This window comes from Serratia sp. HNCC26DJ206, from assembly GCF_057180605.1.
Genome location: NZ_JBXUGP010000020.1, coordinates 95,829 through 105,914 on the forward strand (window position 1 = coordinate 95,829; position 10,086 = coordinate 105,914).

The following is a 10,086-nucleotide window of genomic DNA, read 5'->3' on the forward strand; positions in this document are numbered from 1 at the left end:
CGGGCCATTCAATGACCCGCTTTCATCCGTGGCTAAGACGGTTTTTTAATGAATGTGCGGTAACACCACTGGCTAAAGTCATCAACGTATAAAAATATCGCTGGGATCACCAGCAGGCTCAGCACGGTCGAGGTCAACAAACCGCCAATCACGGCAATGGCCATCGGTGAACGGAAGCTGGGGTCAGCATTGCCCAGCCCTATCGCAATTGGCAACATACCTGCGCCCATGGCAACGGTGGTCATGATGATCGGGCGCGCACGTTTATGGCAGGCATCCATCAGCGCCTCTTGACGTGGTTTGGCAGCAACGACTGGCCGCCCGTCGCTGCCATCATTGCCACGCCGCGCCACAATAGCGTACTCCACCAGCAGAATAGAGTTCTTTGTGGCAATCCCCATCAGCATAATCAGGCCAATCAGCGAAGGCATTGATAAGCTTTGCCCAGCGACCAACAGGCCGACGAAGGCACCGCCCAAAGAGAAAGGCAGTGCGGCAAGGATGGTCACCGGGTGTAGGAAATGTTTGAACAACAGCACCAACACGATGTAAATACAGAGGATACCGATCAGCATGGCTAACCCAAAGCTGGCAAAGAGTTCACCCATGGTTTCAGCATCGCCTACTTCCACCACACTCACCCCGGCAGGCAAATTCTGTATTGAGGGGAGTTTTTTAACCTCATTTACCACGGTACCTAACGGAACACCGGAAAGTTCGATCTCCAGATTGATATTGCGTGAGCGATCGTAGCGGTTGATCATCGCAGGCCCGCTTGCGATCGCGATATCGGCAACCTGGCTGAGCATCACCGGGCCTCTGGTACCGGGGATAATAAGACGTTTTAATGTTTCGATATCTTGCCGTGCTGCATCATCCAGTTTCACCACGATGTCCAGTTGCCTTTGGGGCAAATTCAGCTTTGGCAACGACATGTCATAGTCCCCCAACGTGGCGACCCGCAGTGTTTCTCCGATAGCGGCACTGCTGACCCCCAGATCGGCTGCGCGGGCAAAATCAGGACGAATGACCACTTCTGGCCGGACGAGGCTGGCGGTAGACGCGATATTTCCCAACCCTGGAATAGTGCGCAAATCGCGCAGTACCGCTTGTTGGGCGGACGTCAGACTGTGCGGATCTTCGCCACTCAGCACCAGAATATATTTCTCTCCAGATGCACCTAGGCCTACTTTGGTACGCACCCCGGGCAGTTGTGCCAATAGATTGCGGATGCGTGCTTCAATATGTTGTTTACGCTCCCTCTCATTGCGCTCAATGAGTTGGATGGTCAAGGTCGCATTGCGCGGCTCCATCAGGGCGGAGGAGAAGGGATCGCTTCCCGCACTTCCGGCACCAATAGTGGTATAGACGCTGCGTATTTCAGGTACCTGACGGAGCAACTGACGAGTCTGTTCAGCCATCGCCTCAGTCTGGGTTAACGTCGATCCTGGCGGCAGCTCAACAAAAACTTGAGTTTGTGAGTTATCATCCGGCGGCATAAATCCAGAAGGTAGCAGGGGGATCAACATCAGCGATGCAATAAAGAATAGCCCGACAGAAAGCAGCGTTTTGACCTTATGATGAGTACACCAGTTGACGATGCGTAAATAACGGGTGAGCCAGGCCGGATCGCGATCGCTTGCCACCAGGGGCTTGAGCATATAAGCGGCCATCATTGGCGTAAGAATGCGCGCAACGACCAGCGAAGCAAAAACGGCGATCGACGCCGTCCAACCAAACTCTTTGAAAAATTTGCCTGCAATACCGCTCATAAACGCCGTAGGAAGGAAAACGGCGATCAGTGTAAACGTGGTGGCAATTACCGCTAAGCCAATCTCATCAGCGGCTTCCATCGCAGCTTCATAAGGGGTTTTACCATTGCGCAAGTGGCGCACGATGTTTTCGATCTCGACAATCGCGTCATCAACCAGAACCCCGATCACCAACGACAGTGCCAGCAGACTGATCACATTGATCGAAAACCCCAGCAAAGCCATACCAAAAAAAGCCGGGATCACCGACATGGGCAGCGCCACTGCCGAAATAAACGTAGCCCGCCATTCGCGCAGGAAAAACCACACGACCAACACCGCCAACAGCGCGCCTTCATACAGCAGATTGAGTGATGAGTTGTACTCCGCTTTGACTGGGCTGACGAAGTCAAATGCTTGGGTGAAAATCAGATGCGGGTATTCTGCCTTAATTTTCTCCAACGCTTTTTCCACGGCGTCGCCAACTTCTACCTCGCTCTCCCCACGGCTACGCACGATCTCAAATCCAACGACTGGCTTACCGTCAACAAAGGCAGAAGCGCGGACTTCAGCCACGGTGTCGGTGACGGTAGCGAGTTGATCGAGGCTAACGTAGCGCCCATCGGTAAGCGGGATCTGTAGTGCAGCGATCTCCTTGGCGGAGTGTTGCCCTCCCAGGGTGCGGATAGTCTGTTCGCTGTTGCCGAGTTCGGCTCGTCCACTGGGGGCATCCTGCTGCACTAAACGCAATTGTTGCGAGATTTGTGCCGCGCTCAGCCCCAGGCTTTGTAGCTTTAACGGATCGAGCACGACCTGGACCTGACGATTGACGCCCCCGACTCGTTTGACGGCCCCGACGCCGCGGATCGCCTGCAAGTTGCGCACCAGTTTGTTATCCACAAACCATGACAGTGCTTCTTCGTCCAAATGTTCTGAGCGCACCGCATACACCAGCACAGGCGTTCCGGTCAGATTGACGCGTTGTACAACAGGATCACGGACATCGCTGGGCAGGTCAGAGCGCACCCCCTGTACTGCCGAACGAGTATCATCCACGGCTTCCTGGACAGGTTTCTCCAGCTGAAATTCCAGCGTCATAACCACGCTGCCTTCGGAGATCTTGGTATAGGTGTGTTTTAGCCCCTGCAGGGAAGCAACGGAGTCCTCCAGTTTGCGCGCCACGTCGTTTTCCAACTGTTCCGGCGAAGCGCCCGGCAAGGCGGCGCTGACGGTGACCATCGGTAACTCGATATCAGGAAACTGTTGGATCTTCATACTACGGAAACTGATGATCCCAGCGACGGTGAGTAGCACAAACAACATAGCCGCGGGGATGGGATTACGTATAGACCAGGTAGAGAGATTCATTGTGCTGTTTCCCCTGTAGGGAGGGGGTTAACGCGCACTCTTTCGCCGTGATTGAGGAAACTGGCGCCGCGGGTAACGATGCGCATATCAGGCCGCAGGCCGGTGAGGATCTCAAACCGCCCCTGATATAACTGACCAACTTCGACTTTAATTTCGCTGACGTTGCCCGCTTCATCAACAGCAAAAAGGTAGTGAAATCCTTCGCGTGAGACGAGAGCGGATTGTGAAACGGTGAGCGCCGATATTTCACCGACGTGGAACGCCCCTTGGGCAAACATACCCGCTTTTACCCCGAGCTGTTGCTGTTGCGTTGGGTTGATATCGACATAGACGATGGCGTTGCGAGTTTGCAGATCGAGTGCAGGGGCCAGTGCGCGGATGCGGCCAGTGAGCTCGGTTCCTGCTGTGGTGCGCAAGACGGCACTCATACCTGGTTTGAGGTAGGGTAATTCTGCTGCGGTCAGTTCTGCGCGCCATTCCAGGCGCTCTTGACGGATCAGCCGGAATAACTCGTTGCCACGGTTGGCGACGTGACCAACCGTTGCGCTGCGCGATGAGATAATACCGTCGTCGGGGGCCAGTACGCGCGTTTTTTCCAGGCGCAACCGCTGATATTGGACTTGTGCTTTCGCTTGTTGGACGCGAGCACGTGCTGTTTTATCGGCGGCGAGATATTGGTCGATCTGCAATTCGCTGAGTGCGCCGGTATTTTTCAGTTGGCGTGCACGTTGTGCATTAGTGCTGGCTTCGTCTTTATTTGCCTGAGCTTCTGCTAAGGTAGCCTCTGCTTGGGCAAGGTCAGTGGTGACTGTTTCGGGATCAAAACGCGCAAGAAGTTGGCCTTTACGCACAGGGTCGCCGACATTGACGTAAATTTCTGCCAGGCGTAACCCATCAGCCTCGCTACTGACAATCGCTTCCTGCCAGGCGGCAATATTACCATTGGCGTTGATTTGGCGTGGCAAATTCTGTTGTTGGGGGGCTTCGATATTAACGGTAAGTGCAGCCTGTTTCTCTGGCGGAGTATCACTCTGGGCTGGTTTGTTTGCACTTATTGTAAAGAAAAAATAAGTGCTGATACCGATTATGAGGACAGCAGCGCCGAGAAAAATTCTATTTTTGTACCACGTCATTTTAATTATCAACCCAGTGGTGGTGATTAAAAAATCCATTTAATTCATCAGGATGCTATGTCACATTATCCGAGGAATCAATCGTTACGGCAACCAAGAAATATCTCTAAATCACACGTAGAGTTCCCTCTACAAGAACAACACCTCATAGGCTATCTCATAGGGCAAGATCGTACTCCAAGTGAATTTAATCACGTTTAGGTATTCAGAAACTATCCCTATAACGAAAGAGTAAAACACCTGCATCAGGTAGTCTGGCATACAGCATCTAAGTCGGATTAAAGCGCAGACGGGATATGCCCAGTTTGCCGAGCAGCAGTGCCGCTTAAAAGAAGCCGAGAGCGGAAAGGATATTGCCGGTTTGTTACAGTGGAAAACGCATTTGGGCTGAGAAAATTTTAAGTCAGATATGATCTGACAGCGATCTGTATAAATAGTCGGTAACTGTTAGTTCGGTCTGAGCTAATACATTTCATGTGATGGCATCCTGTGAGCTGCGTTTATTCTTCAATGTGACCATAAGCGCTGCTGATACCGCCCAGCACTCCGAACAAAAGCAGCTCACTTGAGCTGTAGTCAGTTGATGTCCAAGGAATATCACTGGGCGTTTTCTTGATGATTACAGCGGTTGCATGTCAGATCCTGGTACAGACATAAATCGGGAGCCCATCCGATTCCAGTACCATCATTTTTCTGCCTTCCCTATAGGTTTCAATCGGCATACTCCATTTCTTTTCCCTTCTGCCCATCGGTTCCAGCAGTTTTTTCACCGAATCGGCGATCGTCGCTGGCGTGAAGACCATGAACGACTTGCCCTGATCCTGGGTGAAGAAAAAGGGAATTGGCTGTTCTATGTACAAGGCTTTTTTACCCGACTCACTGAGCTGCCCTAAAAAATTGAATTGTCCTGTGCTCCCCATCATTGAATATGTCGTCAAGGCATCGTAGGTGATGTCACGGTTGTGGAGATAAGCCTTATTCCAGCAGGTGAAGTGGCTGTTTTGATAGTTATAGAGAGCGTTCGCCAGCAGTGGTGAAAAAATAACTGCAAAGAATGCTAGCCATAACAGTAAATTACGATATTTTGGGGTCATCGTTATATTCGAAAAAGTAATGTGTTAAACACGAAGAGATACCCGACGAATTTTTGTTACAGATGTGGACTGACATTCGGGTATTCGCTGTATTGGCGGTGATGTAAGCCACCTGACCGGGTTCGCACGAGATTTTTTTTTCCTTAATAAAAGAAAGATACTCTCTGTTGCTGTTTGGCATTTTTGCTGTTTTTGCAAATACCAAACACTGGTTAGCCTCTCCAATCTGGTGGTATGCAGAGAAGTAGTTCAACGTGCGCGTGACATTGTGGTACAGCTTTTGGCAAGTAAGCCAAAAGAATATAAGTGAAGCACTGACTATAATGAGATGCATTATCGTGTATGGTTGTTTTATTTTACTGGACAGTAACGCCACCACTCCATCTCTAAATAGTTTTTCACTGTCTGCTAAAAGTTGTGCCTCCTCTGGTTTTTCTTCCGTCCTATCTTCTGCCTTATGGGGGGCTGTAGGTGGTTTAGATTCTGTTTCTTCAGCGACGAAGTCAGATTCTATTTCTTCTTCAATAAATGTTACTGTACCAGAAAATTTTATCCCTTCTTTTGGGATAGTCTGGATGATATTGCCATGCAATCCGGCAGATTTTAGCCCTCGCCGCAGCAAAGAGATATTCTGATAGAGTGCATTGGTGGTGACGTATTGTTTCTGGTTTTCCCATACCTGCTTAAAGAACTCTTGTTGGCTAATAACGGTATTTGGCTTTTGCAAGAGCAGCAGCAAGCATCTGCTGGCTGGCAGGTTGAGTGTGATTTCTGAACCTTTCCCATCTGCTGGGACTAATCGATGTTCATCAGGATAGAAAAAAATAGACTTATTAATAATGAATTTTTTGTTCATTTTCAGTCACGTAGTTGTTTTTAGGATTTTTCGTACTACTGATTAATATTGTAGCTTGAAAGTGTGAACTTACCACATGATGAACTAGCATTTTAATAAAAGATTTTCGTATTATGCAGGTTTTTAGAGCAACTTAACCGCATATTAAGAACGTTCCTATCGCATATATTATATTCGGGTGAAAGAAATAGGAGGTGAGGGCGATGAGCGAGTGTGAAGCCTACGTTATCTACCCTGTGGAATAATCACGCTACTCTATGATCGAGTACAGCGCTGAGGTATAAGTTATGCGTGTTAGTCAAGGTCATTGTATTCACCAATGCAATATGTCAACAAACCCTGTTGATTTCCAGAGTATGTTTTCAATTTTGCAACCGGTAACCTCGGATTATAAACGAAGCCTGCTTTGAACCGTCAAAAACATTGACATGTCTTCTATAAATGAAGGGTTATTGATAGGTTTTCGCGTTCTGATAATATCGGTGATTTTACGTGCGCCTAGTTTATGCAGTGCATTCCTCTTGTGTGTATAGACCGTTTTTATTGAAATATCTAAGAAATCACTAATAAAAGCCGTGCTGTGGCCGTTCATAATGTGCAATAGTATGTTTTTTTCACTGTTCGTCAGTTTTATATTATTGTAAGGGTAAATTTTTTTCCCTAGTAACACGCTGGAAATAGCCTGGCTGATGTCTTCTATCTCGGACTTTTCATTGATGACGTGGCCAAAATTAAAGCTTGAATAGAATTTAATGAGGTGTTTAGGAGAGATGATAACAATCCCACCGCTATGATTCATAAATGAAAAAAGGGAATAGGGTAAGTAATCATATTGTGACGTGTGAAAAACAAACGCACTGGCTTCATGTTTTATTTTGCTATCAATAGATGAAGCATCTTTGTGAGAGATTAATTTAAGGGTGCAAAATTCTTTATTTAAAACTGCCCGCAAGCCGATAAAAAAGTAATTGTCATCAGTGATCAAATAAACGACCATAAAAAACTCCTTAATATTATACAAGTATTCCTTGTGATTTCTTATCTGTGTTACAACTTGTACTCATTAATAATGAATGAAGAAGTGCTCTCTAGAAATAAAGCGCTACATACTGGCGACCTCTTTGGGTCGCCAGTATGCACGGCTTATCTTTTATGGCTGACAGACTGAGTCGAAGCGCTGCATCAGTTGTTGCTGGCTGCCTTTCGCCTGTGGCAGCAATCTGTACCTTACGCTGCATTGCATGCCGCTGTCTTCACCCCATATGATGCGCAACTGTCCTTGTTCTACAGCCACGCGTGCATACAGTTGGCCCCCTTGCCCTACTGAGCCGACACTATTACCTTTCTCGTCCACAACGTTGGCGCCAAACGGCACGGGTTCTCCCTGATAGGTTGTCATGATCAGGATCGGGATGCCCCGTTTGCTATCATATTTCACCTTCACCACCGCACCAGAATACGGCGCCACCTTCTGGCTGGTGTTATCCAGTTCAATGTCTGTTGGCATACCATTCGGATCGATACTGACTTCGTTCATCTGATAGGCATTGAGGTAAGGCACTACCGCATAGCCGCGCGAGTCGATTCTGACGCCGGGATAAGATGATACGCTGGCACCTTGTGCGCCTTTGGCTTCCACCAGAGCGAAGGTATCTGATGTATATGGCGTGAATGTCACACCGCCAGAGTGGCCAATCACCGTTCCATAAAGCCCGGCAGAAACGCTCTGGTAACCTTTGCCCGTGCTGTAAGCTCCACTCAGCGCCGTGAACGGACTGCGGTAATTGGTACTCAATGACCCGCTGGAACCCACACCCTGATTGGCATTCATCGCCGTGACGCCATAGCTCAACTGATTTTCCACCCCGGCGGTACCAGACACGCTGACCTGCTGGCCATTACGTCCACTGTTGTCATGTGACAAATCCATACGCAACTGAGGCGTGTGGATCTGGTCATTACGACCCAACGGCAGGCTGAAACTCAGCAGATAGTTAGTCTGGGTCGTTCCCAGGCTGGAATAACTGCGATTGATGCTGATGCCATACGACAGGCTTTTATAGTTGTTGTTGTAACCCACCTGGTACTGCTTCTCGGTACCCTCTTTGTTCCAGTAGTTCTGTACCGATCCGCTGATATACAACTGCCCCCAACCCTCGGGTAGCCCCTGGCCAGCGGTAACGGTGAATCGATTTTTGGCTCGCCACACGGAATCAGGTGAAAAACCTTTCGCTACCGCATCACGGGTCTGCATCGCGGTCATGAAATCCATATAACCACTGGTAGAGAAGCGGTACGCTGCTAACGACAGGTTACTGTTGGTTTCATTGATCATCTTGCTATAGCTCAACTGATAGCTTTGTCCGCTGAGGCTATTATCTGGTTGATAGCGGCTATCATCTGCCACTGGGCCTTTCCCCAGATGCGTACGAGCCTGGGTCACGTCGAAAGCCATTGCCCCAACCGGCAGACCGACCGCTGCGCCCAACTGCAACGCATAATAGTTTTGGCTGACTTGCAGACCACCGTAACCGGTAATGGCGTTGGTCAGCCCACGTTGGTAAGTGGCCTGATACAGTGTGGGTTTATCGCGGATAGTATCGCTGCGTAATTCACCGGCGGTAATGGCATAACGTGATGATCCTGGGCGCAGCAGTTGTGCGACCGACGCATAAGGGACCCGGAACGTTTGTTCAGTGCCATCAGATTCACGCACGGTGACGTCCAAATCTCCACCGTACCCGGTCGGGTACAGATCGTTGATCAGGAACTCCCCTGGCGTTACGGTGGTTTCATACAGCACCTGGCCGTTCTGCCGTACGGTAACGCGGGCGTTGGTACGGGCAATTCCTCGGATATCCGGCGCATAACCACGCAGGGATTCCGGCAACATCCGCTCATCGCTGGCCAGTTGAATACCGGAGAACGGCAAAGTATCAAAAATCTGCCCAGGGGTATTGGCTTGCCCGATTAGCATCCGACCCATAAGCTGCGGAATATCGCGTTGCAGATAAGTATTGATATTGCTGTACTGTTTCTGCCCGCTATCTGTCCAGTTATAGGAACCATTATGCCGTAAATACCAGCCATTCACGTTCAGCCCGGCATTCACTCCGGCGAATATTGAGCTGAAAGTATTACCTTGAGATTCGCTGGTATAACCATTGACGTTATAGCCGAGCAATAATGCCGGGACGCCACGATCCCATAATTCAGGGCTGACGGTACCACGAGCGGCGTTAAGCATATAAACCTGGGGAATAACGATATCCAGCCGCTGTTCATTACTGTCGTAGTTGACCTGTGCCTGTGGCAGCTTACGCTGCAGATCGATACACAATTCACCACCGCTTTGTTGGCTTAGAAAATCTGCAGGCAATTTCTCGTAATTGAACGTAATATTTTTAATAATTTCGCTGGTCAGGCACGGATAGACGGATTTATCTTCCCGCGGCTTAAACTCAATATCGGTATTACTCACGAGTTGGTTGTTAACATACAAAGCGGTTTTATACACCCCAGGCAGCGCCGAAGAGCCGTTCGCGAAGCGACTAAGGTCAACCGATTTTCTATCATCAAGATTCAGGAAAGAAGCATCAAACTCCAGATTCTTTGCCAGCTCTTTTGGCGGGTTAACCACAACTTCAGCACTGGCGTTGCCCACGAAAAAAGTCGATAAGATGGCGATGGCCAGAGGGGAAAGCCGGCTCTGGATGCCACATTGCCAATGTTTTGACATATAAAATTCCTTCAAGAACTTGTTCCCTGAGTAATGACTACAATGTCGAATAAATATATTTATGTATGTTGGCGGTTTATTTCACGACAGCATCAAAGGTATTTACCGCGCCATAGTCATTAACAAAGGTGCCGGTTATCTGATT

6 protein-coding genes and 1 pseudogene are annotated in these 10,086 nt (G+C 49.0%); 1 reads left to right on the forward strand and 6 read right to left on the reverse strand.

Going from position 1 to position 10,086, the window contains the following annotated elements; genetic code table 11:
* Window positions 1-32: 32 nt before the first annotated feature.
* Together AC2A1E_RS14905 and AC2A1E_RS14910 are read right to left on the reverse strand one after the other, a co-directional pair.
* Window positions 33-3,119 carry an efflux RND transporter permease subunit gene (locus AC2A1E_RS14905; protein WP_484384402.1) on the reverse strand — a complete coding sequence of 1,029 codons (3,087 nt, stop codon included), beginning with the start codon at window positions 3,117-3,119 and terminating at the stop codon, window positions 33-35.
* Entirely contained in the window at window positions 3,116-4,291 is a 1,176-nt protein-coding gene (locus AC2A1E_RS14910) for an efflux RND transporter periplasmic adaptor subunit (RefSeq protein WP_484384403.1), read from the reverse strand. The genes AC2A1E_RS14905 and AC2A1E_RS14910 overlap by 4 nt, the downstream gene beginning before the upstream one ends.
* A gap of 241 nt (window positions 4,292-4,532) precedes the next feature.
* Here AC2A1E_RS14910 and AC2A1E_RS14915 point away from each other — a divergent pair.
* Window positions 4,533-4,643: pseudogene (locus tag AC2A1E_RS14915) on the forward strand (hypothetical protein); the annotation flags it as partial.
* A gap of 244 nt (window positions 4,644-4,887) precedes the next feature.
* On the opposite strand, the gene AC2A1E_RS14920 reads toward AC2A1E_RS14915, so the two are convergent.
* The 4 genes from AC2A1E_RS14920 to AC2A1E_RS14935 all read right to left on the reverse strand — a co-directional run bounded on the left by AC2A1E_RS14920 (window position 4,888) and on the right by AC2A1E_RS14935 (window position 9,941).
* The gene (locus AC2A1E_RS14920; protein ID WP_484384404.1) at window positions 4,888-5,346 is read right to left on the reverse strand and encodes a hypothetical protein; all 459 of its coding nucleotides are present in this window, start codon (window positions 5,344-5,346) and stop codon (window positions 4,888-4,890) included.
* A complete protein-coding gene (locus AC2A1E_RS14925; RefSeq protein WP_484384405.1) occupies window positions 5,327-6,202 on the reverse strand; it encodes a winged helix-turn-helix domain-containing protein in 876 nt (291 codons plus the stop codon). Before AC2A1E_RS14925 ends, AC2A1E_RS14920 begins: the two co-directional genes overlap by 20 nt.
* 388 nt (window positions 6,203-6,590) lie before the next feature.
* Window positions 6,591-7,199 (reverse strand): helix-turn-helix domain-containing protein, encoded by a 609-nt coding sequence (locus tag AC2A1E_RS14930; protein WP_484384406.1) that lies wholly within the window; start codon window positions 7,197-7,199, stop codon window positions 6,591-6,593.
* Window positions 7,200-7,352: 153 nt separating this feature from the next.
* A complete protein-coding gene (locus AC2A1E_RS14935; RefSeq protein ID WP_484384407.1) occupies window positions 7,353-9,941 on the reverse strand; it encodes a fimbria/pilus outer membrane usher protein in 2,589 nt (862 codons plus the stop codon).
* Window positions 9,942-10,086: the final 145 nt, after the last annotated feature.